The organism is Nitratireductor sp. OM-1, from assembly GCF_003296175.1.
GTDB lineage: Bacteria > Pseudomonadota > Alphaproteobacteria > Rhizobiales > Rhizobiaceae > Nitratireductor > Nitratireductor aquimarinus.
On record NZ_CP029208.1, the window covers coordinates 2,689,469 to 2,711,546 of the forward strand.

Below are 22,078 nucleotides of genomic sequence, written 5' to 3' on the forward strand. Positions count from 1 at the left end.
TCTGGGCGATGTCTGAAGGCTCAGAGCCCCTGAAGCATCAGATCCATGTTCTGCACGGCAGCGCCGGAAGCGCCCTTGCCGAGATTGTCATAGACGGCGACCAGCAGGGCCTGCGCGCGCGCATCGTTGACGAAGACATGCAGCGTCATGTCGTTGGTGTTGTTGTGGGTTTCCGGGTTCAGCTCTTCCGTGCGCTCGATCACGCCGTAAGGAGCGACCTTCACCACACCATCCTTGATGGCGCTGTAATGGTCGGCGAGCGCGGCATGCATCCGGGCGCCCGTCGGCACGCTGTCGAGGTGACCAAGCTGCAGGGGCAGGGCGGTCAGCATGCCTTGCGCGAAATCGCCCACAGCCGGCTGCATGAGCGGCGCGCCGGCAAGGCCTGCATAGGCCTGAAGCTCCGGCAGATGCTTGTGGTTGAGTGACAGACCATAAGGCATGAACTCCGGCGCAGCGTCACCCTTCGCTTCGTAATCCTCGATCATGGTGCGGCCGCCGCCGGAATAGCCGGAAATGCCGTTCACCGTGATCGGCAGATTGGCCGGCAGCAGGCCGGCGCGGATCAGCGGGCGCAGGAAGGCGATGGGTCCCTGCGGCCAGCAACCGGGATTGGCGACACGCTTTGCCGTGCGGATCGCGTCGCCCTGCGCCTTGTCCATTTCGGCGAAGCCATAGGTCCAGCCTTCGGTCACGCGATGCGCGGTCGAGGCGTCGATCACGCGGGTGTTATCGTTCTCGATCAGCGAGACGCTTTCGCGCGCGGCATCGTCGGGAAGGCACAGAATGGCGATGTCGGCAGCGTTGAGGAATTCTGCGCGGGCAGCCGGGTCCTTGCGCTTTTCTGGCGGAATGGAGATCACTTCGATGTCGCGGCGCTCGGCCAGCCGCGTCCTGATCTGCAGGCCGGTGGTGCCGTGTTCGCCATCGATGAAGATTTTCGCCGTCATGGTGTCAGTCCTGGAAAAGAGTCGGATTTCAACTGGTTATGCGCGCCGGCGGAATCAATCCGCAAAGCGCTTGAATCGCTGCTTCAGCTCTTATCGTCGCTTTCGCGCCGCGAGAAGGCCGAGATAGTGCATGGCGATGGTCGCGCCCGCGATGGCCGTTATGTCGGCATGGTCATAGGCTGGAGCGACCTCCACCACATCCGCGCCGACGATGTCGAGCGCGCCGAGCTGGCGCAGAACGGAAAGCATCCGGGCGCTGGATGGGCCGCCGGCCACCGGTGTTCCGGTGCCGGGCGCATAAGCGGGGTCGAGGCAGTCGATATCGAAAGTGACATAGGCAGGCCGGTCGCCGACGCGGGCCAGGATGGCCTCGGCGATCTCGCCGGCCTTCATCTCTTCCACGTCATGGCCGTGGAGAATGGCGATGCCGCAATCCTCGGGCGCGTGGGTGCGAATGCCGACCTGAATGGACGCCGCCGGATCGATGACGCCGTCGCGCACCGCGCGGCCGACAAAGGAGCCGTGGTCGATGCGCTTGCCGTCATCATACCAGGTGTCCTGATGCGCATCGAACTGCACGAGGGCGAGGGGCCCGTGCTTTGCTGCATGCGCTTTCAAAAGCGGCCAGGTGACGAAGTGGTCGCCGCCAAGCGAAAGCAGAAACGCATCGGATTTGAGGATCTTTGCCGCTTCGCGCTCGATGGTCGCCGGCGTCTTCTGGTGATTGCCGTAATCCAGAAGGCAGTCACCATAGTCGATGACGGCCAGCGCCTCGAACAGATCGGCGTCGAACGGATATTGCGGATCATTGTCGAAGATCGCCGAGGCGCGGCGGATCGCCTGCGGGCCGAAGCGCGCGCCCGGCCGGTTGGAAACGGCGGCGTCGAAGGGGATGCCCCACACGACGGCGTCGGCGCCCTTCAGCGATTTGGTGAATTTGCGGCGCATGAAGGAGAGCGCTCCCGCATAGGTCGGGTCGCTGGTCGCGCCCGTCAGACCGCGGGCGGTGAAGGCATTGTCGATGGAATTCGACGGCATGGCGCTCCTCCTTCAGAGCATTTCGCAGTCAGGCCCACCCGCCTGACATCCGCACGAATGCGGTGAAACAATAAAGACAGAGCCCGGCTGCGACGCCATGAGGCGGTGAACCGCTCCATCGGCCCAATGGGTAGGGGGAAGGCAAAATCTGCGCAAGAAAAAAGCGGACCCGAAGGCCCGCTTTTCGTTCTTGGAAGTTCGTGAAGCTTAGCGCTTGGAGAACTGGAACGAACGACGAGCCTTTGCCCGGCCGTACTTCTTACGCTCAACCACGCGGCTGTCGCGGGTCAGGAAGCCACCCTTCTTGAGGACGCCACGCAGCTCCGGCTCGTAATGGGTCAGAGCCTTGGAGATGCCGTGACGAACTGCACCGGCCTGGCCGGACAGGCCGCCGCCAACGACAGTGGCGACGACGTCGTACTGGCCGTTGCGGTCGGCAGCAACGATCGGCTGCTGCAGGATCATCTGCAGAACCGGACGTGCGAAGTAAGCCGCGAACTCTTTGCCGTTGACGGTGATCTTGCCGGAGCCCGGCTTGACCCACACGCGGGCAATTGCGTTCTTGCGCTTGCCGGTGGCGTAAGCGCGGCCATGTGCGTCCAGCTTCTGCACATGCACCGGAGCAGCTTCCTGTTCGGCGTTCTGCGCAGCGGTTGCCGCACCCAGCTCTTCGAGGGAGTTGATTTCGGCCATTACTGGGCCCTCACATTCTTCTTGCTCATGGCGGCGACGTCGAGCGTCTCCGGGTTCTGGGCGACATGCGGGTGCTCGGCGCCTGCATAGATGCGCAGGTTCTTCATCTGGCGACGGCCAAGCGGGCCACGCGGAACCATGCGCTCAACGGCCTTCTCAACCACGCGCTCGGGGAACCGGCCCTCGAGCAGCTGGCGCGCAGTGCGCTCCTTGATGCCGCCGGGGTGACCCGTGTGCCAGTAGTATTTCTTGTCGGTGTATTTCTTGCCGGTGAAGACCACCTTGTCGGCATTGATGACGATGACGTTGTCGCCGTCGTCCACATGCGGGGTGAAGGTGGGCTTGTGCTTGCCGCGGAGACGGTTTGCGACGATGGTGGCCAGACGACCGACGACGAGACCTTCGGCGTCGATCAGGATCCACTTCTTCGTCACTTCCGCAGGCTTCTGCGAAAAGGTTTTCATGGGTCTTTTCCGTTTTATTGGACCCGGCCCGAAGGCAGGGCGTTTCTTGTTGCTTGTGTTCGCGGCGGTCTTGTCCGGTGCGAATTCGGCCAGCGCAAACCAATGCAGCACCACATTTAAGGTGCAGCGATGGTTACCTATAGACGGACCGGGGGATCGTCAAGCGCAATGTTTCGAGCATTGCGCTGAAAAAATCAATAAAAACAATTGTTTAAAAATATGGTATTATAATACCGCATGAATTGACGCCCTTTGGCGCGCTTCAGCCGTGCAGAAGCCTATTTTGAGGGTGGAATGGAGTAGGTTCCGGTCGCGTGGGCAACGGTTTCGCCCGTGTCGCCAGCCACCAGCTCGGCCTCGAATACCATCAGCCGCCGGCCCAGTTTCAGGATGCGGCAATGGCCGTCCACGACGCCTGCCTCGGCCTTGCGCATGAAGTTGATGTTCAGGTTGGTGGTGACGGCCAGCGCCTTGCGCCCGACATGGGAGAGCGCGCAGACATAGCCGCCGATATCGGCGAGGGCGAAGAGCGAGGGGCCGGCCACCGTGTCGCCCGGGCGCAGATGCTGAAAGCCTGCTTCCAGACGCACCGTACAGCCCCCCGGCCAGACTTCCAGCGCGCGATAATCAGGCGTCTCCCCGCTGCAGGCCTGGGGAAAGACATCGCGCAGATAGAGATTGACCTCTTCAGCGTCCATCACCGGCTGGAGCGCGCTGTCCGGCCTTGTGCCTGCCCGCTTCATATCCATGATCCTGACCTCCCGTTCGACGCCGGCTGGATCTGTCGCAAAAGGCCGGCTGCGAAGAGAATTGCCGGATTGCCGTTGCAACACAAGCGGCACTATGGTGACGGCGGTTCATGAACACGGAGGAAGACCATGGCCAATGCGGCGGCAGTTCAGGAGAGCGTCCAGGCGCCGGTTTCAGTCAGTGAGGCGGACGGCATTGTGCAGATCACGCTCGCGAGCCCGCCGGCCAATGCCCTCTCGATCGCCATGATGGAGGCGCTGAAGGGAGCGCTCGACCGCGCCCGCGACGATGATGCGGTCCGGGTCATCGTGCTGCGTTCCGAGGGCAAGGTGTTCTGCGCCGGTCATGATCTGAAGGAACTAACGGCCCACCGCGCCGATGCGGACCGGGGCAGGGCGTTCTTCGAAAAGACCATGCTCCTCTGCTCGGGCCTCATGCAGACCATCGTGCGTCATCCCAAGCCGGTGATCGCCGAGGTGAGCGGCATCGCCACCGCTGCCGGTTGCCAGCTTGTCGCCTCCTGCGATCTGGCTGTTGCGAGCGAGACGGCGCGCTTTGCCACGCCGGGCGTGAATATCGGCCTGTTCTGTTCCACGCCCATGGTTGCCCTGTCGCGCAATGTCTCGCGCAAGCATGCGATGGAGATGCTGTTGACGGGCGAGATGGTCGATGCCGGGCGCGCGCATGCCTTCGGTCTCGTCAACCGTGTCGTGCCGCAGGATGCGTTGAATCAAACCGTGATGAATTTCGCGCAAACCATTGCTTCCAAATCGCCTTTGACGCTGAAGATCGGCAAGGAGGCGTTCTATGCACAGGCCGAGATGGAGCTGTCACAGGCCTATGATTACACGGTGCGGGTCATGGTCGAGAACATGCTCGCCCGTGATGCCGAAGAGGGCATCGGCGCGTTCATCGAAAAACGCGCTCCCGAGTGGAAAGGGAAGTAGGCATGGAACCGCGCATCTCGCTGATCACGCTTGGCGTAGACGATCTTGAGCGCGCGGTGGCGTTTTACGAGGCCATGGGGCTTGAGCGTAATCGCAAGATGGCGGGTGGTGTCGCCTTCTTCCAGATGGGCGGGATGATCCTGGCGCTCTGGCCGCGCGAGGAGCTTGTGGCCGATGTCGGCGAAGAGAATTATCGCGCAGCCCATGAGGCGGCGGCCGGGCATTCAGGTGTGGCGCTCGCCTACAACACGCGCAGCGAGGACGATGTGATCGTCGTGCTCAACCGTGCCGCCAAAGCGGGTGGCCGGATCGTGAAACCTGCCGCTCATGCCTCATGGGGCGGGTTTCAGGGGTATTTTGCCGACACAGAGGGGAACCTCTGGGAGGTCGCGTTCAATCCGGATTTTCCGATCAGCGACGACGGCGCGATCTCGCTGCCGGATTGAGCGATCTACGGGGGCGACAAACGCGCCGCCTCCGCAAATGCCTGGCGTGAAGCAGGCGATCTAGTCGTCGCTCCAGCACACATGGGCAGGGCACGCATCGGTATCGAGCGCCGGTAAAAGCCGCACTTTGAGTGTTTCATAATGCGCAGGGCATTCGCTCTGATCCGCGACAAACCGGTCGTAGCGCCGGGGAGCCTGTGCGGTGCTCGACGGATAGCGCAGGATGACCGCCCCGTTTTCGCTGATGGAATCCTGAAGCTCCCTGCAGGTCTGACCACCTGCCTGAGCGCTGCTGTTGGGGTAAAGGAGGACGCAGGCAACGGCTAACATCAATGACTTACGCATAGCTTCCCTTTCTGAAATTTTTGACTTTCAAACACGCGTTTCGCCGGCCAGAAATGCTGGTGGCTTCAGGGGCGCGCCGGGACGTTATGCAGCAGGAAAATTGCCGGTAAAAGCGGCTATAAAGTTAAATAAATCAATGATTTTTGAGATGTTCTTTTATAGCAATATAACGCCGGACGGTTCTCATGGAGACCGCATCCGGAGCACCTTTCTGTGGGCCGTTCCCGTCAGTTCCGGAATATCCACCGGCGGTCGAAAAGCCGCTCCCGCATCTCCGCCTTGCAGCGCAGAACCGGGCAGGATTCGCGGTCTGCGGTGGGGATGTAATCGCGCACGGCGATGTGCGCCACCGGGCAGAAATTCTCATTCGCCACATAGCGGTCATAGCGGGGCAGGCTCGGATTGTTGCGCGACTGGTAGCGCATGATCGCCGCACCCTCCGCATTGATCCTGGCTTGCGCCTCGGCACAGCTCATGGCAGTTGACGTGTAGCGGGATATGGCTCCGGCAGGGCTGGCCAGAACGACCATTCCAAGGGTCAGGGCGATGTATCTCAACATGATCGGTCACTTTGCTTTGAGCAGGCTGCAACGGGTGCAGCGAATAACGATTATCATATCATAGCCTGCGGCTTTGCCGAGATTGAGGCGGCATTCGCAGGGTTCGGGAGCGACGATGAACCACGACCGTTACGACGACGCCTATATTTCCGGCATTCTGAACACGGTGAAGAGCGTCGCCATTGTGGGCGCTTCGGCCAATGAGGTCAGGCCCAGCTTCTTTGTCACGAAATATCTGATCGACAAGGGATACACGGTGTTTCCCGTCAATCCCGGTCAGGCCGGCAAGGAGATCGCCGGTCGTCCCGTCGTTGCAACGCTTGCCGATCTCGCCGAGCCCGTCGACATGGTCGATGTCTTCCGCCCATCCTCGGCCATTCCGGGCCTGACGGACGAGATCCTCGCCATGGAGACGCTCCCCAAAGTGGTCTGGATGCAGCTAACTGTGCGTGACGATGCGTCTGCAAAACGGCTTGAAGAGAAGGGCATTCAGGTGGTGATGGATCGTTGCCCGAAGATCGAATATGCGCGGCTTTCACGCGAAATTGGCTGGAACGGCGTCAACAGCCGCGTGATTTCGTCGAAAAAGCCGATCATGCGCAAAGGTTTCCAGAGCTTCGGCATTCGCCAGCGCTGATTTTTCAGCGCAGCCGGTCGGCGGGGCATAAATCTCCTTTGCCTGCGACCAAGGGCTCTGTATTGATGCCCGCAACCTTTGTTTTTGACATGGAGGGATTTTTGACATGGAGGGATTGTCATATGAGTGAGCGTACTCCCGGTTTCGACACGCTGGCGGTGCATGCAGGGGCCCAGCCCGATCCGGCGACAGGCGCACGCGCCACGCCGATCTACCAGACCACCTCCTATGTCTTCGACGATGCGGACCATGCCGCTTCGCTGTTCGGCCTCAAGGCCTTCGGCAACATTTACACCCGCATCATGAATCCCACCCAGGCCGTGCTCGAAGAGCGCGTTGCAGCCCTTGAGGGCGGCACGGCGGCGCTGGCCACGGCTTCCGGCCATGCGGCTCAGTTACTCACCTTCCACAATCTCATGCGGCCGGGCGCGAATTTCATCGCTGCCAAAAGGCTTTACGGCGGTTCCATCAATCAGTTCGGCCACGCCTTCAAGAATTTCGACTGGCATGTCCGCTGGGCCGATCCGGAGAATTTCGACAGTTTCGAAAGCCAGATCGATGACGACACGCAGGCGATCTTCGTCGAGAGCCTGGCCAATCCGGGCGGCACTTTCGTGGACCTGGAAAAGATTGGCGACATTGCGCGCCGTCACGGCCTGCCGCTGATCGTCGACAACACGATGGCGTCGCCCTACCTGCTGCGTCCCATCGAGCATGGCGCGGATATCGTCCTGCACTCGCTCACCAAGTTCATGGGCGGCCACGGCAATTCCGTAGGCGGCGCACTGGTCGATGGCGGCACGTTCGACTGGTCGAAGTCCGGCAAGTATCCGATGCTCTCCGAGCCGCGTCCCGAATATGGCGGCATGGTTCTGCACGAGACCTTCGGCAATTTCGCCTTCGCAATCGCAGCCCGCGTTCTGGGCCTGCGCGATTTCGGTCCGGCGATCTCGCCCTTCAACGCCTTCCAGATCCTCACCGGCATCGAGACGCTGGCGCTTCGCATGCAGCGCCACAGCGACAATGCGCTGAAGGTGGCCGAATGGCTCAAGGGGCACGACAAGGTGTCGTGGGTTTCCTATCCTGGCCTGCCGGAAGATCCCAACCACGCACTCATGAAGAAGTACTCGCCCAAGGGTGCTGGCGCTGTCTTCACCTTCGGCCTGAAAGACGGGTTCGATGCGGGCGTGAAGGTGGTGGAGAGCGTCGAACTCTTCTCGCATCTGGCCAATATCGGCGACACCAAGTCGCTGATCATCCATCCCGCTTCCACCACCCACCGCCAGCTCTCCGACGAGCAGAAGGCGGCGGCTGGCGCCGGCGTTGATGTGATCCGCCTGTCCATCGGCATTGAGGACGTGGCAGACATCATCGCCGATCTGGAGCAGGCGCTCGCCAAAATCTGATCGAAGCGACTGATCGCGAATGCAATAACGGCGCGGGCTGACAGGCCCGCGCCGTTTCTTATTGCAGGGAGGTGGGGGCGCTAGGATGCGTGCCAGACGCAGTCCAGCCGCTCCAGCCCGTGAAAATGGTAGGTGTCGCCATAGACCGGCGGCGTCTTCAGGGCGAGCGAGGGCAGGCGCTCGAACAGAACCTTTAGCCCCACCTGCATTTCCAGCCGCGCCAATGGCGCGCCGATGCAGAAATGAATGCCCGCGCCGAACGACACATTCTTCTGGTCGGGGCGTCCGGGGCGGAAACTGCGCGGTTCATCGAAGGCCGTCAGGTCGTTGTTGGCTGCGCCCAGAAGCAGGCCGACCGTCTCGCCGGGCTTCAGGGTCAGGCCCGGCGCGACCTCCACCGTCTCATAGGCATAGCGGGTGAACATGTGCAGCGGCGGATCGTAGCGCAGGCATTCCTCCACCGTTGCCGCCGCTTCCGCGTCGGAGCCGAAGAAGCGCCGCGGATCGCCGCCCTGCGCCAGCAGGGTCGATACGGCGTTGCCCAGCTGGTGCACGGTTGCCTCATGCCCTGCGTTCAAAAGAAGAATGGCCGAAGAGACAAGCTCATCCTCGCTCAGCCGTTCGCCATCTTCCTGCGCGGCGATGAGCAGGCTCAGCAGATCATCGCCCGGTGTGGCGCTGCGCTTTCTGGCGTAGTCGCGAATGAAGGCGGCGAAGTCGCGCGCGGCCTCATCGGCGCGGCGCTGCGTCTCTTCGTCAGAGCCGTGCATATACATGGCGACCATGCGATGCGACCATTCCACGAGCTGCGGCCCCATATCCGTGGGCACGCCCAGCATCTCCGTGATGATCACCAGCGGAATGGGCGTTGCATAGGCTCCAAGCAGCTCCGCTTCACCGGTCTGCTCAAAACCGTCGATCAGCGTGTGGCAGAGCGTCTCTACGCGGGGGCGCAGCCGCTCGACCTGGCGTGAGACGAAGGCGCGGTTGACGAGCTTTCTGAGCCGCGTGTGCACGGGCGGCTCGATCTCCAGCATCGAGTTGGCCTCGATGGCGTCGAAATGCTTCAGATGCGTGCGCGTGGCCGGATCGGGCTTCTGGTCGGCGGGTTGCTCGCGTCCAAGGCGCCGGTCGCGCAGGGCGCGGTTTACGCTTTCATAGTCGGTCAGGCACCAGAAGCCGAAGTCGTCCCAGAAGAACGCGGGCGCATGGGCATGCAGATAGGCATAGGCCGGGTAGGGATCCTGAACGAAGTCCGGATCGTGCGGATCGAGCCGAACGGCTTTGCGGTCATGATCGTAGAGGAGGTGGGCTGGTCTTTGGGGCATGATGGTGCGGTCCGGCTTGATGGGCGCCTCAAGGGGCCCCGATGGGTACATTGCGTCGCGCGCAGGGCGCGGTATGGGCCTGTCAGAACCGGCGAATCGAACGCCGGCGATCATCAAGATAAAGGCTTGCTCTTGCGTCGGGGGAATGGGGCATCATATCTATCCCGTTGAACCAAACGATTCTGCCGCTTTTGCGTGCGCCAGCCAATCGGGCGTGCGACCTCAAACCGAAAGGTGTTTTCATGCCGAATCCCGTCGATACCGCCATGAATCTGGTGCCCATGGTCGTCGAGCAGACGAACCGGGGTGAACGGGCTTACGACATCTTCTCGCGCCTCCTCAAGGAGCGCATTATCTTCATCACCGGCCCGATCGAGGATAGCATGGCCTCGCTGGTCTGTGCGCAGCTCCTCTTCCTCGAGGCAGAGAACCCGAAGAAAGAGATCGCGCTCTACATCAACTCGCCGGGTGGCGTGGTGACGTCGGGCATGGCCATCTACGACACGATGCAGTTCATCCAGCCGCCGGTCTCCACGCTGTGCATCGGCCAGGCTGCGTCGATGGGCTCGCTGCTTCTGTGCGCCGGCCACAAGGACATGCGCTTTGCGACGCCGAACGCGCGCATCATGGTGCATCAGCCTTCGGGCGGCTTCCAGGGCCAGGCGTCCGATATCGAGCGCCACGCGCAGGACATCATCAAGCTCAAGCGTCGTCTGAACGAGGTCTATGTCCAGCACACCGGGCAGGATTACGACACGATCGAGCGCACGCTTGACCGCGATCATTTCATGACCTCGGACGAGGCGCAGGAGTTTGGCCTGATCGACAAGGTCGTCAGCTCCCGCGACACGCCCGAGAAAGCAGCCGAATCCTGATTCGGAACGCGGCTTTTGCAATCGGTCTGCCCGGCCTTGTGCCGGGCATGGCGCGGTTTGGCCGGCATTTGCCGCCGATTGCGTCATTTCCGTCACATTTTTGTGTTTGCAGCCGGTGTGTGAACGCCTACGTTAAGTCTATATTGAGTTTCCAGATCCAAGGTCTGGACAGGGACTCGGTATGGTTGCCGCGTTTTCGGATTTGTGTTTCGTTTCGAGGACAGAGCGTGGACCGCCCGGGGCTATCGTGCTCCCAGGCACCATGACCGCCCGGCAAGTGCGGGTCGACCTGCCGGTGGTAGTGAAAGGACGTAAGACATGAGCAAGGCCAGCAACGGCAGCGGAGACTCCAAGAACACGCTGTACTGCTCCTTCTGCGGCAAAAGCCAGCACGAAGTCCGCAAGCTTATTGCGGGACCCACTGTCTTCATTTGTGACGAGTGCGTCGAACTGTGCATGGACATCATCCGCGAGGAAAACAAATCCTCGATGGTGAAGTCGCGCGAGGGCGTGCCCACACCGCAGGAAATTATCGAGGTGCTGGACGATTATGTGATCGGTCAGGCGCATGCCAAGCGCGTGCTGTCTGTGGCCGTCCACAATCACTACAAGCGCCTGGCCCACGCATCCAAGAATGCCGAGGTCGAACTCGCCAAGTCCAACATTCTGCTGATCGGCCCGACCGGTTGCGGCAAGACGCTTCTGGCCCAGACGCTGGCGCGCATCATCGATGTGCCCTTCACCATGGCCGATGCGACGACGCTGACCGAGGCCGGTTATGTGGGCGAGGACGTCGAGAACATCATTCTCAAGCTGCTTCAGTCGGCCGACTACAATGTCGAGCGGGCGCAGCGCGGCATCGTCTATATCGACGAGATCGACAAGATTTCGCGCAAGTCCGACAATCCTTCGATCACGCGGGATGTTTCGGGCGAGGGCGTGCAGCAGGCGCTGCTGAAGATCATGGAAGGCACGGTCGCTTCCGTGCCGCCGCAGGGCGGTCGCAAGCATCCCCAGCAGGAGTTCCTGCAGGTGGACACGGCCAATATCCTGTTCATCTGCGGCGGCGCTTTTGCCGGCCTCGACAGGATCATTTCCGACCGTGGCCGCAAGACCTCCATCGGCTTCGGCGCGACGGTGGCCTCTCCGGAAGATCGCCCGACGGGCGAGCTGTTCCGCCAGGTCGAGCCGGAAGATCTGCTGAAATTCGGTCTCATCCCCGAATTCGTTGGCCGTCTGCCGGTTCTGGCGACGCTTGAGGACCTCGATGAGCCTGCATTGGTGCAGATCCTCAGCGAGCCCAAGAACGCGCTGGTGAAGCAGTATCAGCGTCTGTTCGACATGGAGAATGTCGAGCTGACCTTCCACGAGAACGCGCTCGCCGCGATTGCCCGCAAGGCAATCGAGCGCAAGACCGGCGCGCGTGGCCTGCGGTCGATCATGGAAGCGATCCTGCTCGACACGATGTTCGAACTGCCGGCGCTGGAAGGCGTCCAGGAAGTGGTGATCTCCGATGAGGTGGTCGCCGGCAATGCTCGCCCGCTCTACATCTATGCGGAGCGCGAGCAGGAAAAAGGCAATGCGAGCGCCTGACGGTTGTTCGGCGTTTCGATGTGCAAAGCGTTTCAGCGTCACCGGGGCTCCGCTTCGGTGACGTTGTGTTGTCTGCACTGTTCTTGTCCACCGTTTGCCCAGATCGAGAAGCCTGAAGGGCGCTTGCTGTGTGTCCGGCCCATGCATCATGCGTAAGCCCTTGATCTTCTCGGTCCATGTCTCCAACTAAGGGGGGAGCAAAGGTGGGGTGGTTTCCATTCACGCATCGCGCGACAATGCGGGTGCTTCTGGTGGATAACGCTCTGGCCGGATAGACTGAAGTCCGCGGCTGGCTCTTGAGCGGCTGCGGTTTGAAAGGCTGAAACATGACTGATACCCCCAAGACCGCTGGTGGTGCTCTGTATCCCGTGTTGCCCCTGCGCGACATTGTGGTGTTCCCGCATATGATTGTTCCGCTCTTCGTCGGCCGCGACAAGTCGATCAAGGCGCTGGAAGAGGTGATGGGCGCCGAGCGTCAGATCCTGCTGGCGACGCAGATGAACGCGGCGGACGACGATCCGGAGCCGAGCGGCATCTATGATATCGGTACGCTGGCTAACGTTCTGCAGCTCCTGAAACTGCCCGACGGCACGGTGAAAGTGCTGGTCGAGGGCACGTCGCGTGCGCGTGTTTCGCAGTTCAGCGATCGTGAAGAGTTTCACGAGGCAACCGCCGATCTGCTTCCCGAGCCGGAAGAAGACCAGGTCGAGATCGAGGCGCTGGCGCGTTCGGTGGTCTCGGACTTCGAGAATTACGTCAAGCTGAACAAGAAGATTTCGCCCGAAGTGGTCGGTGCGGCGAACCAGATCGAGGATTACTCGAAGCTGGCCGATACCGTTGCCTCGCATCTGGCGATCAAGATCCCTGAAAAGCAGGAAATGCTGGCCACGCTCTCCGTGCGCGAGCGGCTTGAAAAGGCCATGGGCTTCATGGAAGCCGAGATTTCCGTGCTGCAGGTGGAAAAGCGTATCCGCAGCCGCGTGAAGCGGCAGATGGAGAAGACCCAGCGCGAGTACTATCTGAATGAGCAGATGAAGGCCATTCAGAAGGAGCTCGGCGAGGGCGAGGACGGCCGCAACGAGGCTGCCGAGCTCGAAGAGCGGATCAAGAAGACGAAGCTCTCCAAGGAAGCGCGCGAGAAGGCCGAGGCCGAGCTGAAGAAGCTCAAGACCATGTCGCCCATGTCGGCCGAGGCCACCGTGGTGCGCAACTATCTCGACTGGCTGCTCTCCATTCCGTGGAAGAAGCCGAGCAAGATCAAGAACGATCTCGAATTTTCCGAGAACGTGCTCGACACGGACCATTTCGGTCTCGAGAAGGTCAAGGAGCGGATCGTCGAGTATCTGGCGGTGCAGAGCCGTCAGAAGAAGCTCAAGGGCCCGATCCTGTGCCTCGTCGGACCGCCCGGCGTCGGCAAGACCTCGCTCGCCAAGTCCATCGCCAAGGCCACCGGACGCGAATATGTCCGCATGGCGCTCGGCGGCGTGCGTGACGAGGCCGAGATCCGTGGTCACCGCCGCACGTATATCGGCTCGATGCCCGGCAAGGTCATCCAGTCGATGAAGAAGGCGCAGAAGTCCAACCCGCTCTTCCTGCTCGACGAGATCGACAAGATGGGCATGGATTTCCGTGGCGATCCGTCTTCGGCCCTGCTCGAGGTTCTCGATCCCGAGCAGAACTCGACCTTCATGGATCACTATCTCGAGGTTGAGTACGACCTGTCGAGCGTGATGTTCGTCACCACGGCCAACACGCTGAACATTCCGCCGGCGCTGATGGACCGTATGGAGATCATCCGCATCGCCGGTTACACCGAGGATGAGAAGGTGGAGATCGCCAAGCGGCATCTTCTGCCCAAGGCCGTGCGCGAACATGCGCTTGAGCCGCAGGAGTTCTCGGTGACCGACGGCGCGCTGCGCGAGATCATCCGCACCTACACCCGCGAAGCGGGCGTGCGTAACCTTGAGCGTGAGCTGATGAAGCTTGCCCGCAAGGCGGTGACGGAGATCCTGCGCAACGCCAAGAAGGATGGCGGCAAGGACAAGGTCGAAGTGACCGAGGACAATCTGGCCGACTATCTGGGCGTTCAGCGTTATCGCTTCGGTCAGGCCGAGGGCGAGGATCAGGTCGGTGTGGTCACCGGTCTGGCCTGGACCGAGGTTGGCGGCGAGCTTCTGACCATCGAAGGCGTCATGATGCCGGGCAAGGGCAAGATGACCGTCACCGGCAATCTGCGTGACGTGATGAAGGAATCGATTTCCGCAGCGGCGTCTTACGTCCGCTCGCGCGCGGTCGATTTCGGCATCGAGCCGCCCGTGTTCGACAAGAAGGACATCCACGTGCACGTGCCGGAAGGCGCGACGCCCAAGGATGGCCCGTCGGCCGGTGTCGCCATGGCGACCGCCATCGTGTCGATCATGACCGGCATCCCGGTGCGCAAGGACATCGCCATGACCGGCGAGATCACCCTGCGTGGCCGTGTGCTTCCCATTGGCGGTCTGAAGGAAAAGCTCCTGGCGGCGCTGCGCGGTGGCATCAAGAAGGTGCTGATCCCTGAAGAGAACGCCAAGGATCTGGCTGACATTCCCGAGAACGTGAAGAACGGTCTCGAGATCGTGCCCGTCAGCCGCGTCGGCGAGGTGCTGGAACATGCTCTCGTGCGCCTGCCTGAGCCGATCGAATGGGTTGAGCCTGCGGAGCCGGCCAGCAAGGTTGGCGTTGGAAATGAGGGGCCCGCCGTCGCCCATTGACGGCTTGCCCTGAACCGGTTCGGCAAAGCGGTCGAGCCGGTGCAGCACAAGGGATTGCGCCACTTTGTGGTCGCAATTTCGCTAAAATCGACAAAAGCCGGGCTTCGTGCCCGGCTTTTCTGTCGAAAACCCCGGAAAACATGGGTTTGCGAGTAGTTTTTGATCATTTCTTGCTTGGTCGGGACACTTGTTCTCCCTAGACTGCCTCGAGCTGAGTGAGTCGCATCACTTGGTCCTTATCAGGAAGGGGTAATTACATGAACAAGAACGAGCTCGTATCCGCAGTCGCAGAAGAGGCCAACCTCTCCAAGGGCGACGCCCAGTCCGCGGTCGATGCGGTTTTTGCCGTTATCGAAGGCGAACTCAAGAAGGGTGGGGACGTGCGCCTCGTCGGCTTCGGAAACTTCTCCGTTTCTCGGCGTGAGGCTTCCACCGGCCGCAACCCGCAGACCGGTGCCGCAGTTCAGATCCCGGCCCGCAACGTGCCGAAGTTCTCGGCCGGCAAAGGCCTCAAGGACGCAGTCAACGCCTGATTGCGCCCTTTTGGGAATACAAGAAAAGCCGGGTTTCGACCCGGCTTTTCTTTTGTCCGCTGTTCAGTTGCCCGCCTGCCCGTTTCAGGCGGCCTGTCCTTCCCCTCCGTCCCCCGATCCTGCCCGGTCCTCAGTCGCCCCGCTTGGCCCGGGGCTTGTCGCAGCGTGGGCGATCTGCATTATGCAGCGCATTGTTTGCGGTCGGGGAGGGCTGATGATGAAGCGCATATTGGTGGCCGTGGCGGCCGCGATCCTGTCAGGCCCGGCGCTGGCGGATGAATTCCGGGAACTCGAGCCGGTACTATTTTCCATGTCACGTGATCTGCGGCCTGATGAAGCTGCCGAATACGCTTTCTACATCAGGAAGAAGGGGCATGACTGCCAGCTTGCGCTGACGGCGGAACTCGTTGAGGAAAGCGGCGACTTTTCGCGTTTTGTCGAGAAGGTTCTCTGCAGGCTTGAGGATGATGCGGCGGGAGTGCAGCCGGCTGCCTATCGCGTTGAGGGCGACGATGATGCGGCGACGATTCTCATCCGCCCGTGGACAGACGCCGATACCGGGAAATACCGATAGAATCGTTCAGCCCGTCAACGTAGCGCTGTGATTCTTGTGCGGGCGGTGAGAAACGCCTGAATTCGCTCAAAGGTGAAGATTCGCAGTGATCCGGCAGCCCGCTCGGGCGTCGGGCTCCTCAGACCGCGCGCAGTGTCATATGCAGGAGCGGGTAGGGACGGCCTTCGCCGTCGCGTGGCGAGCGTGCATGCACCGCAAAGCCCATTCTGCGGTAAAAGGCGAGCGCCTGCCCGTTCTGCTCGTTCACATCCAGCGTGAGGCGATTCCCGGCGATTTGGCGGGCATAGGTAATGAGAAGCCTGCCAAGCCCCTTGCCACGTTCCTCAGGGGCCACAAACAGGCTGTCGATGTGCGATTTGTCGATTCCCATGAAGGCCAGTGGAGAATCGCGCTCATCAACGGCAACCCAGAGAGACGCGCAGGGCAGATATTTTTCCGCGACGTCCCGTTCGATGGCGCGGAAGTCGGATTCGGCCAGAAAATCGTGAGTCGCACGCACCGAGCCCCGCCAGATCTCGATCAGATCGACCAGATCGTCTTTCCGGGCTTTGCGAATCTCAGCCACACCGGCTCCATGCGGGAAAAACAGCGCTCATAGCCTGAAAGTCCGCGTATGGCGGGGCAGGAAAAGCGCAAAAGTGAGGGAGGGAATGGTGGGCGATGAGAGACTCGAACTCCCGACATCTTCGGTGTAAACGAAGCGCTCTACCAGCTGAGCTAATCGCCCATTCCAAGCCGCTTCCTTTAGGTGCTTCGCGATCGGATCGCAAGTGGAAAAGAGCTTTTTCAGAGCGAATTCGAATAAGATCAAGAAAGTTTCACAAAGTGGGTTTGGGGCGCTTGACACTCCCGCAAGAACCCCCTAATTCAGCGCTCATCGACGCGTTGCTGCCACGGCAGAGCGCCTCAAGCGCGGGTGTAGCTCAGATGGTTAGAGTGCCGGCCTGTCACGCCGGAGGTCGCGGGTTCGAGCCCCGTCACTCGCGCCACTTCTCCTCTCTCTGGAGAAGTGGCGGCCGCGCTAAAGAGTGAAACACACTCTCTGCCAAACGGCTTCTTCTTCCTGATTTCAAAGCAGATTATCGCACCGCTCTCAATTGAGCCGGTTATCGGTTTTCGACCCAATCGCTTGCTCTGCGCACGAATCGCCATGTGCGATTCGCAGCCACGCACGGGCGGGCCGCTTTTCTCTGATTTTTCTGATCTGACGCCGATTCATTCACAGCACGGCCACGCAAGCCGACAATCTGTGATTCCATGTCGTCCTGTCAGGGCAGGGGCGTCAGCGGATCGTCGCCGTGTGGATTCTGTCGACACTCGGCGGAATGTCGCGCTGTTCGGCGGTCTGCACCAGATAAATGAAGGTAAGGACCGCGATCGTCGCCGGCGACAGAAGCAGGGCAGCGCGAAACAGGAAGGCTATTAGTTGGCTCGGTCTCATAATGCGCCAGCCTATGCCTCTAAATTTAATGGAATCTGCATAAGCCGATTAACCATAACCTCCACAGATCGCCTCAGTCAGTTCGTTAGCCGGCCTCTTAACCGGAGGGTGAGTTTTGGCCCATACCCTGATCTTCGATTGTAGATGGAGTTCGTATCTGTGCTGATTGGGCGGGAAGCCAGTGGGGCGCAAGCGGCAGTCCCGGGGTTCGGGCAAGTGCCGGCAGCGCTGTTGATCGGCGCGGTGGTCTTGTGCGCCTGTCTTGTCGGCATCTATACGCGCCCCGTCGATTTTCTGGCGACCGTCTGGCCCGCGAATGCGATCATGCTGGGAATGCTGTTGCGCTTTCCGGTGACCGCGACGCCGTTTGGCTGGGGCATGGCGGCGCTGGGCTTCCTCGCGGCAGACCTTCTGACCGGCTCGCCCCTGTTCAAGACGCTGATTCTCACAGCCGCCAATCTTGTCGGTGTTGGCGGCGCTTATTTTCTGCTGCGGCGCTATTCGCGTGACACGATCCGCCTGAAAACGCCGGAATCGATTCCTCTGATGGTCGCGGCCATCGGATTCGGGGCTTTCCTTGCGGGCCTGGTGGGCGCGGTTGCCAATCCGGTTCTGTTCGGCGGCTCCTCGCTTGGCGGCTGGTCCTTCTGGTTCGTCACGGAATTCGCCAATTACGTGGCCATTCTCCCGGTCATGCTGACCGCCCGCCGGGTGTCGCTTCCCAAAAGCGCATCGCGCATGGATCTGCTGCGCGTGACGCTTCCGGCGCTGGCGCTCGTCGCATCCTGCGCGGTCAGCGTGCAGATCGGCGGGCCGGGCGCCATCGCGTTCCCGGTTCCGGCTCTGCTTTGGAGCGCCATTGTCTATCCGCGCTTCCTCACCGTGCTTCTGACTTCGATCTTCAGCTTCTGGAGCCTGTTGGCGCTGTCGGCCGGCTATTTCCCCAATGTGGTGGATGTGACGACCGAGAGCGGACTGATTTCCATGCGGCTCGGCGTCAGCCTGATCGCGCTTGCGCCGATGATGCTGGCGAGCGCCATGGCGAAGCAGAAGCGGCTTATCGGCGAGCTCTCGCATCTTGCGACCCACGACACGCTGTCCGGCGTTTTCAACCGCGGGGCGTTTCAGGAAGAAGCGGCGACAGCCATCCGTTCGCTTAACCGCTTCTCCCAGCCCTTTGCGGCCCTGATGATCGACATCGACCACTTCAAGGCGATCAATGACAGATACGGACACGCGGCCGGGGATCAGGTGATCGCCATCGCGGCTGCCCGCATCAATGCCTGCCTGCGCCGCAACGACATTGTCGGCCGGGTGGGCGGCGAGGAATTCGCGGTTCTTCTTTCCAAATGCCGCCGCAGCGAGGCGCTGGAGGTGGCCGAGCGAATTCGCAGCGTCTTCGCCCAGACCATGACCCTCAACGACGACACGATCTCCCTGACCGTCACGCTGAGCGTCGGGCTTGCCGCGAGCGAAGGCGCATCCGTGGATCTGGATACCCTTCTGGAGAAGGCCGACGGCGCGCTCTACCGGGCGAAGGATCTGGGGCGCAACCGCATCGAAGTTCATCAGACGTGTTGCGACGAGGATGCTGCCTGAGAAACGCGCAGGCTCGGCTGTCTGGCGACCGGATGTTCGAGTTTGTTTTGATTCCCACATAAAACGTTATTTCGGCGGTTACTGAACGCCGGCTAACCTCCGGGCGAAGATTCTGTCGAGGAGATTGCCATGCTGTCCCGTTTAGCCATCACTCTGGCCTGCGCTTCCGCGCTCATGGCCGCGCCTGTCATGCTGTCCGGCTCCAACCTGTCGCCATCGGCCTTCTCGGTCGATGCGCTCGCCAAGGGCGGCGGTAATGGCGGTGGCAACGGTGGCGGAAACGGCGGCGGCAATGGTGGTGGAAACGGCGGCGGGCATGGCGGCGGGCATGGGGGCGGCAGCGGCAAGAGCCAGGCCGGCAAATCCCATGGCGGCGGCAATGGCGCGGCGCGCTCCGGCGTCCGGCGCGGATCGGAACGCGCAAACCAGAACGCGCGCGGTCAGGGCAACAAAGGCATTGGCGGTTTCATCGACAATGTCGTCGGAGCTGCGCGCAACGCTCTTGGCGGCAAACGAGAAGCGCCAGGCAAGGCGCAGCGCGCGGCGCGGCCTGCTTCCAAGCAGAAAACCCGCACGGCGCGCGCCTACCGCCCCGCTCAGGTTCTGCCGGCAAGCGCACCGGTGCCGCAGGCGCGGCCGGAACGTCCGCGCAACTTCAACGCCAGGCTCGCGGGGCTGAATTCGCTGAACCGCAACTATCATGCCTATCTGAACGCCAGTGACCCGCGCATGACGGCGATCCGGGCCTATGTTCTTGCATCGGCGGAGGCCGAGATGCTCGGGGCCGATATCGAGGAACTGGAAGCCAGGGCTGCCGCTGCCGCTGAGGCCGTTCAGGCGATGACCGCCGGCATCGAAGCCCATGACGGGTTCGATTATCAGGGTCTCAGAACCGAAGACCTCGAGGCGCGTCTTGATGCACTCGATGCCGTCGATGCAGAAGCGCTTTCCGAGGAGGACGCCGCACTGCTCGAGGCCGAGCGCGCAGCACTTGAGGATGCGCTTGCCAGCGACGCCTATGCTTCACTCGTGGAGGCGGAAGGCGATCTCGATGAAGCGCAGGCCAGGGCCGACGCCTATGAAGGCGAGACCGACGATCAGGCGCTCACCGAAGCGCTTCTGGCGGCGGCCAATCCCAACCGTGTCGAAGAGTATGGCGCTGACGCCTATGTCGACGACGAAATGCTGAGCTGGGCGAAAGACCTGCTCGGCGTTGGCGAGGCGGATGGCAAGATCGACGAGGTGCGTGAAAGCCTTGAGGCTGAAGCGCAGGAACAGCTGGACGGTGAACAGGCGGATGCTGAAGGAGAGGGCGAGGAAGAGGAAGAGGTGATTGCAGCCCAATAGCTGACGCCATTCTCTTTCCGGGCTTGAAAGGCTCAGGCTGCCTCCCCATATCAGCGTGGTCGGCAGCCGGGCCGGCGCGGGACGTCCTGCAAGATATGTGGTGAGGTTCCCCGACCGGTTGCTGTATTCGACCCGGAAGACCGTGTGGTGACCATGAAGGTACCGGCACCCTCGAAAGTCACGGGAACGAAGGAAGCGGGCTCAGGCCCGCTTTTTTGTTGTCTGGAAGCAGGCCCGCGCCCTGTGTTGCATCGTTCGGTGCGCCGGGCCGGCTTTCCAGCCGGCGCACAATCACGTTGTCACTTACATTAGAGGCGTCACATGCATCAGAGGCCGAGAATGCGTTTCGCTTCTCCGAGGCTCTGCATGGAAGCCGCGTGGTCACCGGCCTCGTGCTGGACCTGACCCTGTGCGCGCAGTTCTTCCACACGCGCCCTATCGCCGTCCGACAGCGATGCGACCTGCATCGCCTCATCGATTTCCGACATCAGGATCGGGCATGAGTTTGCGAGCGCGCTGGCCGGCATGAAAAGGGCGAGCGCGGCAATGAGTGCAAGGCGTTTCATGATCTCCTCCACTTGGGCCACACGGTGTTTGTGTTGATAGCCTGCCGTGTGGCGGGAAGCCTGTATCATACACGCTTGAGCGCTTCGCTCCAATGCTAGCCCTATCGATTGCGCCAGGCGGATGGAGAAAGTCCCGTGGCTTTTTTGAAGGCGCGGCTGAAGGCGGCCTCCGATGCGTAGCCAACGTCACGCCCGATGGCGGCCACCTTCAAGGAACTGTCTGAAAGACGGTTTGCGGCGAGCTGCATGCGCCATAGGGCGAGATAGTGCATCGGGCCGTGACCCACGAGATGGGCAAAGCGCGCGGCCAGCGCAGCGCGCGACATCCCTGCCTCTGCGGCCAGCGTGTCGAGCGTCCAGTGCTTTGCGGGTTGCGCGTGCAGCAGCGCCAGAACCGTGCCGACCGACGGATCGCGCAGGCCGGACAGCCAGCCTTTTTCATGCGCCGGCAGTGACTGCAGGCAAAGGCGCATCACTTCCACGAAGATCAGTTCGCACAGGCGCAGGCGTATCGCCTCGCCACCCGGGCCGGGCAGGCCGCTTTCGGCCAGTGTGAGCTCGATCAACTGGCCGAGCAGGCCGGCCCCTTCGTGTCCTGCCCATTTGATTCTGGCCCATTTGATTCTGGTCAGTGGGGGCAGGGCACACAGAACCGGGTTGAACGGGCGTGTGTCACAGCCGAGAAAACCGCATATATAGGCCGTTCCGCCTTCGCCGCCGCCACCCTCCCGTGTCACAAAGGGCAGTGTCCCGTTCATCCATTCCCTGAAAAACGCCGTCGTGGCCGGTTCGTCATATTCCGGCTTCTGCCCGGGCGTACTCAGAAGCGCGTAGCGGGTTCCGCCGGCCAGAAGCAGAATGTCCCCGGCCTCAAACCGCACCGGTTCGCTGCCGGGCATGCAGACAAAGCCGTCGCCCTCCAGAATGATGTGGTAGGAAATCACATGCTGCGCCTGCGGCAGAATGATGGGTCTGTAGAGCGTGCTGTCGGGTATCTCCACGCCCCATGGAAAGCTTGCTTCCACGCGGTGAAACACCGCCCCCGTCAGCCTCACCGCGCGCAGAACATCAGAGAGCGGGTCGATTCCGCTTTGGGTGCAGAGAAGCGGTGTCCCGACACCGGCGCGCAGTTCTCCCTGCCGGCGCCCGGTTCTGGACGATCCGGCAAGCATTGCAGACGTGCGGTCATGGGCTTGCGCCATGGGCCCAGAATACCCTCGCACAGGCTGATCGGCC

At 61.6% G+C, this 22,078-nt stretch carries 23 protein-coding genes and 2 tRNA genes; 12 read left to right on the forward strand and 13 right to left on the reverse strand.

The window, feature by feature from the left end; translation table 11 throughout:
• Nucleotides 1-20: 20 nt before the first annotated feature.
• The 5 genes from argC to DEJ54_RS12880 form a co-directional block, all read right to left on the reverse strand.
• Nucleotides 21-950 (reverse strand): N-acetyl-gamma-glutamyl-phosphate reductase, encoded by a 930-nt coding sequence (gene argC / locus DEJ54_RS12860; protein WP_113154923.1) that lies wholly within the window; start codon nt 948-950, stop codon nt 21-23.
• A gap of 90 nt (nt 951-1,040) precedes the next feature.
• Nucleotides 1,041-1,988 carry an agmatinase gene (gene speB / locus DEJ54_RS12865; RefSeq protein WP_113154924.1) on the reverse strand — a complete coding sequence of 316 codons (948 nt, stop codon included), beginning with the start codon at nt 1,986-1,988 and terminating at the stop codon, nt 1,041-1,043.
• 207 nt (nt 1,989-2,195) lie between these two features.
• Nucleotides 2,196-2,681, reverse strand: a complete 486-nt coding sequence (rpsI, locus tag DEJ54_RS12870) for a 30S ribosomal protein S9 (RefSeq protein WP_113154925.1) — start codon at nt 2,679-2,681, stop codon at nt 2,196-2,198.
• The gene (gene rplM / locus DEJ54_RS12875) at nt 2,681-3,145 is read right to left on the reverse strand and encodes a 50S ribosomal protein L13 (RefSeq protein WP_113154926.1); all 465 of its coding nucleotides are present in this window, start codon (nt 3,143-3,145) and stop codon (nt 2,681-2,683) included. Before rplM ends, rpsI begins: the two co-directional genes overlap by 1 nt.
• A gap of 278 nt (nt 3,146-3,423) precedes the next feature.
• A complete protein-coding gene (locus DEJ54_RS12880; RefSeq protein ID WP_224924947.1) occupies nt 3,424-3,894 on the reverse strand; it encodes a PaaI family thioesterase in 471 nt (156 codons plus the stop codon).
• 129 nt (nt 3,895-4,023) lie between these two features.
• Here DEJ54_RS12880 and DEJ54_RS12885 point away from each other — a divergent pair, with 129 nt between their 5' ends.
• Together DEJ54_RS12885 and DEJ54_RS12890 are read left to right on the forward strand one after the other, a co-directional pair.
• On the forward strand, nt 4,024-4,842 hold the full coding sequence (locus tag DEJ54_RS12885; protein ID WP_113154927.1) for an enoyl-CoA hydratase: 819 nt from the start codon (nt 4,024-4,026) through the stop codon (nt 4,840-4,842).
• A gap of 2 nt (nt 4,843-4,844) precedes the next feature.
• Complete coding sequence (locus tag DEJ54_RS12890; RefSeq protein ID WP_113154928.1) at nt 4,845-5,288, forward strand: VOC family protein; 444 nt, start codon at nt 4,845-4,847, stop codon at nt 5,286-5,288.
• A 60-nt stretch (nt 5,289-5,348) separates the two neighbouring features.
• Here the strand turns inward: DEJ54_RS12890 and DEJ54_RS12895 are convergent, their stop codons facing one another.
• Complete coding sequence (locus DEJ54_RS12895) at nt 5,349-5,633, reverse strand: hypothetical protein (RefSeq protein WP_113154929.1); 285 nt, start codon at nt 5,631-5,633, stop codon at nt 5,349-5,351.
• A 227-nt stretch (nt 5,634-5,860) separates the two neighbouring features.
• Nucleotides 5,861-6,193 (reverse strand): hypothetical protein, encoded by a 333-nt coding sequence (locus DEJ54_RS12900; protein WP_113154930.1) that lies wholly within the window; start codon nt 6,191-6,193, stop codon nt 5,861-5,863.
• Between the two features lie 115 nt (nt 6,194-6,308).
• Here DEJ54_RS12900 and DEJ54_RS12905 point away from each other — a divergent pair, with 115 nt between their 5' ends.
• Entirely contained in the window at nt 6,309-6,830 is a 522-nt protein-coding gene (locus DEJ54_RS12905) for a CoA-binding protein (protein ID WP_113154931.1), read from the forward strand.
• A gap of 122 nt (nt 6,831-6,952) precedes the next feature.
• Nucleotides 6,953-8,236 (forward strand): O-acetylhomoserine aminocarboxypropyltransferase, encoded by a 1,284-nt coding sequence (locus DEJ54_RS12910; protein ID WP_113154932.1) that lies wholly within the window; start codon nt 6,953-6,955, stop codon nt 8,234-8,236.
• An 80-nt stretch (nt 8,237-8,316) separates the two neighbouring features.
• Here the strand turns inward: DEJ54_RS12910 and DEJ54_RS12915 are convergent, their stop codons facing one another.
• Nucleotides 8,317-9,564 (reverse strand): cytochrome P450, encoded by a 1,248-nt coding sequence (locus tag DEJ54_RS12915; protein WP_245447552.1) that lies wholly within the window; start codon nt 9,562-9,564, stop codon nt 8,317-8,319.
• A 242-nt stretch (nt 9,565-9,806) separates the two neighbouring features.
• Between DEJ54_RS12915 and DEJ54_RS12920 the strand changes: the two genes are divergently transcribed.
• From DEJ54_RS12920 to DEJ54_RS12940, 5 genes are all read left to right on the forward strand, one after another.
• Nucleotides 9,807-10,439 (forward strand): ATP-dependent Clp protease proteolytic subunit, encoded by a 633-nt coding sequence (locus DEJ54_RS12920; RefSeq protein WP_113154934.1) that lies wholly within the window; start codon nt 9,807-9,809, stop codon nt 10,437-10,439.
• A 318-nt stretch (nt 10,440-10,757) separates the two neighbouring features.
• Nucleotides 10,758-12,032 (forward strand): ATP-dependent Clp protease ATP-binding subunit ClpX, encoded by a 1,275-nt coding sequence (gene clpX, locus DEJ54_RS12925; protein WP_113154935.1) that lies wholly within the window; start codon nt 10,758-10,760, stop codon nt 12,030-12,032.
• A 326-nt stretch (nt 12,033-12,358) separates the two neighbouring features.
• Complete coding sequence (gene lon, locus DEJ54_RS12930; protein WP_113154936.1) at nt 12,359-14,782, forward strand: endopeptidase La; 2,424 nt, start codon at nt 12,359-12,361, stop codon at nt 14,780-14,782.
• A gap of 257 nt (nt 14,783-15,039) precedes the next feature.
• Nucleotides 15,040-15,315, forward strand: coding sequence for a DNA-binding protein HupB (hupB, locus tag DEJ54_RS12935; protein WP_113154937.1), 276 nt, complete (start codon nt 15,040-15,042; stop codon nt 15,313-15,315).
• A 214-nt stretch (nt 15,316-15,529) separates the two neighbouring features.
• Nucleotides 15,530-15,889 carry a hypothetical protein gene (locus tag DEJ54_RS12940; protein ID WP_113154938.1) on the forward strand — a complete coding sequence of 120 codons (360 nt, stop codon included), beginning with the start codon at nt 15,530-15,532 and terminating at the stop codon, nt 15,887-15,889.
• Nucleotides 15,890-16,007: 118 nt separating this feature from the next.
• Here DEJ54_RS12940 and DEJ54_RS12945 read toward each other — a convergent pair whose 3' ends face one another.
• Nucleotides 16,008-16,454 (reverse strand): acetyltransferase, encoded by a 447-nt coding sequence (locus tag DEJ54_RS12945; protein ID WP_113154939.1) that lies wholly within the window; start codon nt 16,452-16,454, stop codon nt 16,008-16,010.
• 86 nt (nt 16,455-16,540) lie between these two features.
• A tRNA-Val gene (locus DEJ54_RS12950) sits at nt 16,541-16,616 on the reverse strand.
• Nucleotides 16,617-16,801: 185 nt separating this feature from the next.
• Between DEJ54_RS12950 and DEJ54_RS12955 the strand changes: the two genes are divergently transcribed.
• Nucleotides 16,802-16,878 (forward strand) — tRNA-Asp (locus DEJ54_RS12955).
• Nucleotides 16,879-17,171: 293 nt separating this feature from the next.
• Here the strand turns inward: DEJ54_RS12955 and DEJ54_RS23220 are convergent.
• The gene (locus tag DEJ54_RS23220) at nt 17,172-17,330 is read right to left on the reverse strand and encodes a hypothetical protein (protein ID WP_162742295.1); all 159 of its coding nucleotides are present in this window, start codon (nt 17,328-17,330) and stop codon (nt 17,172-17,174) included.
• A 216-nt stretch (nt 17,331-17,546) separates the two neighbouring features.
• Here DEJ54_RS23220 and DEJ54_RS12960 point away from each other — a divergent pair, with 216 nt between their 5' ends.
• Together DEJ54_RS12960 and DEJ54_RS23225 are read left to right on the forward strand one after the other, a co-directional pair.
• The gene (locus DEJ54_RS12960; protein ID WP_245447554.1) at nt 17,547-18,929 is read left to right on the forward strand and encodes a GGDEF domain-containing protein; all 1,383 of its coding nucleotides are present in this window, start codon (nt 17,547-17,549) and stop codon (nt 18,927-18,929) included.
• A gap of 129 nt (nt 18,930-19,058) precedes the next feature.
• Nucleotides 19,059-20,276 carry a hypothetical protein gene (locus DEJ54_RS23225; protein WP_162742296.1) on the forward strand — a complete coding sequence of 406 codons (1,218 nt, stop codon included), beginning with the start codon at nt 19,059-19,061 and terminating at the stop codon, nt 20,274-20,276.
• Between the two features lie 326 nt (nt 20,277-20,602).
• Here DEJ54_RS23225 and DEJ54_RS12975 read toward each other — a convergent pair whose 3' ends face one another.
• A complete protein-coding gene (locus tag DEJ54_RS12975) occupies nt 20,603-20,842 on the reverse strand; it encodes a hypothetical protein (RefSeq protein WP_113154941.1) in 240 nt (79 codons plus the stop codon).
• A 101-nt stretch (nt 20,843-20,943) separates the two neighbouring features.
• The gene (locus tag DEJ54_RS12980) at nt 20,944-22,044 is read right to left on the reverse strand and encodes an AraC family transcriptional regulator (RefSeq protein WP_113154942.1); all 1,101 of its coding nucleotides are present in this window, start codon (nt 22,042-22,044) and stop codon (nt 20,944-20,946) included.
• Nucleotides 22,045-22,078 lie beyond the last annotated feature (34 nt).

Coding starts and splice junctions, on each gene's coding strand:
- argC (WP_113154923.1), bottom strand. CDS start 950: ATGACGGCGAAAATCTTCATCGATGGCGAACACGGCACCACCGGCCTG.
- speB (WP_113154924.1), bottom strand. CDS start 1,988: ATGCCGTCGAATTCCATCGACAATGCCTTCACCGCCCGCGGTCTGACG.
- rpsI (WP_113154925.1), bottom strand. CDS start 2,681: ATGGCCGAAATCAACTCCCTCGAAGAGCTGGGTGCGGCAACCGCTGCG.
- rplM (WP_113154926.1), bottom strand. CDS start 3,145: ATGAAAACCTTTTCGCAGAAGCCTGCGGAAGTGACGAAGAAGTGGATC.
- DEJ54_RS12880 (WP_224924947.1), bottom strand. CDS start 3,894: ATGGATATGAAGCGGGCAGGCACAAGGCCGGACAGCGCGCTCCAGCCG.
- DEJ54_RS12885 (WP_113154927.1), top strand. CDS start 4,024: ATGGCCAATGCGGCGGCAGTTCAGGAGAGCGTCCAGGCGCCGGTTTCA.
- DEJ54_RS12890 (WP_113154928.1), top strand. CDS start 4,845: ATGGAACCGCGCATCTCGCTGATCACGCTTGGCGTAGACGATCTTGAG.
- DEJ54_RS12895 (WP_113154929.1), bottom strand. CDS start 5,633: ATGCGTAAGTCATTGATGTTAGCCGTTGCCTGCGTCCTCCTTTACCCC.
- DEJ54_RS12900 (WP_113154930.1), bottom strand. CDS start 6,193: ATGTTGAGATACATCGCCCTGACCCTTGGAATGGTCGTTCTGGCCAGC.
- DEJ54_RS12905 (WP_113154931.1), top strand. CDS start 6,309: ATGAACCACGACCGTTACGACGACGCCTATATTTCCGGCATTCTGAAC.
- DEJ54_RS12910 (WP_113154932.1), top strand. CDS start 6,953: ATGAGTGAGCGTACTCCCGGTTTCGACACGCTGGCGGTGCATGCAGGG.
- DEJ54_RS12915 (WP_245447552.1), bottom strand. CDS start 9,564: ATGCCCCAAAGACCAGCCCACCTCCTCTACGATCATGACCGCAAAGCC.
- DEJ54_RS12920 (WP_113154934.1), top strand. CDS start 9,807: ATGCCGAATCCCGTCGATACCGCCATGAATCTGGTGCCCATGGTCGTC.
- clpX (WP_113154935.1), top strand. CDS start 10,758: ATGAGCAAGGCCAGCAACGGCAGCGGAGACTCCAAGAACACGCTGTAC.
- lon (WP_113154936.1), top strand. CDS start 12,359: ATGACTGATACCCCCAAGACCGCTGGTGGTGCTCTGTATCCCGTGTTG.
- hupB (WP_113154937.1), top strand. CDS start 15,040: ATGAACAAGAACGAGCTCGTATCCGCAGTCGCAGAAGAGGCCAACCTC.
- DEJ54_RS12940 (WP_113154938.1), top strand. CDS start 15,530: ATGATGAAGCGCATATTGGTGGCCGTGGCGGCCGCGATCCTGTCAGGC.
- DEJ54_RS23220 (WP_162742295.1), bottom strand. CDS start 17,330: ATGAGACCGAGCCAACTAATAGCCTTCCTGTTTCGCGCTGCCCTGCTT.
- DEJ54_RS23225 (WP_162742296.1), top strand. CDS start 19,059: ATGCTGTCCCGTTTAGCCATCACTCTGGCCTGCGCTTCCGCGCTCATG.
- DEJ54_RS12975 (WP_113154941.1), bottom strand. CDS start 20,842: ATGAAACGCCTTGCACTCATTGCCGCGCTCGCCCTTTTCATGCCGGCC.
- DEJ54_RS12980 (WP_113154942.1), bottom strand. CDS start 22,044: ATGGCGCAAGCCCATGACCGCACGTCTGCAATGCTTGCCGGATCGTCC.